General features: G+C 68.1%; 1 protein-coding gene. It reads left to right on the forward strand.

Annotated elements, in window-relative coordinates; genetic code table 11:
* Position 1: 1 nt before the first annotated feature.
* Positions 2-1203: crotonyl-CoA carboxylase/reductase (gene ccrA / locus CTZ28_RS46275; RefSeq protein WP_121895947.1), on the forward strand; the 1202-nt coding region annotated here is incomplete at its 3' end.

A 1203-nucleotide genomic window follows, 5' to 3' on the forward strand; every position in this document is an offset into this window, starting at 1 on the left:
CGTGTCCGCCGACTTCGCCGCCCTGCCGCTTCCCGAGTCGTACCGCGCGATCACTGTGCACAAGGACGAGACGGATCTGTTCGACGGGCTCGTGACCCGTGACAAGGATCCGCGCAAGTCGCTCCATCTGGACGAGGTCCCGGTGCCCGAACTGGGGCCGGGTGAGGCCCTGGTGGCCGTGATGGCCTCGTCGGTCAACTACAACTCCGTGTGGACGTCGATCTTCGAGCCGCTGCCGACCTTCGGTTTCCTGGAGCGCTACGGCAAGCTGTCCGGGCTGGCCGCGCGGCACGACCTGCCGTACCACGTCATCGGCTCGGACCTCGCGGGTGTGGTGCTGCGCACCGGTCCGGGTGTGCATGCGTGGAAGCCCGGTGACGAGGTCGTCGCGCACTGTCTGTCCGTCGAGCTGGAGTCCTCCGACGGTCACAACGACACCATGCTCGACCCGGAGCAGCGGATCTGGGGGTTCGAGACCAACTTCGGGGGGCTCGCCGAGATCGCTCTGGTGAAGTCCAACCAGCTGATGCCCAGGGCGCGGCATCTGAGCTGGGAGGAGGCCGCCGCGCCCGGTCTGGTGAACTCGACCGCCTACCGTCAGCTGGTCTCCCGCAACGGTGCGGCCATGAAGCAGGGCGACAATGTCCTGGTGTGGGGTGCCAGCGGGGGGCTCGGCTCGTACGCGACGCAGTTCGCGCTGGCCGGCGGCGCCAACCCGGTCTGTGTGGTCTCCTCGCCGCGGAAGGCCGCGATCTGCCGGGCCATGGGCGCCGAGGCGGTCATCGACCGCAGCGCCGAGGACTACCGGTTCTGGAGGGACGAGCACACCCAGGATCCCCGGGAGTGGAAGCGGTTCGGCAAGCGTATCCGGGAGCTCACGGGCGGCGAGGACGTCGACATCGTCTTCGAGCACCCCGGCCGTGAGACCTTCGGTGCCTCCGTCTACGTCACCCGCAAGGGCGGCACGATCGTCACCTGTGCCTCCACCTCCGGTTACACCCACGAGTACGACAACCGCTACCTGTGGATGTCACTGAAGCGGATCATCGGCTCCCACTTCGCCAACTACCGCGAGGCCTGGGAGGCCAACCGGCTCGTCGCCAAGGGAAAGATCCACCCGACACTCTCCAGGGTCTACGCCCTCCACGACACCGGGCAGGCCGCCCACGACGTGCACCGCAACACCCACCAGGGCAAGGTCGG

The sequence above is a fragment of the Streptomyces shenzhenensis genome, assembly GCF_003688995.1.
Taxonomy (GTDB): Bacteria; Actinomycetota; Actinomycetes; order Streptomycetales; family Streptomycetaceae; genus Streptomyces; species Streptomyces shenzhenensis_A.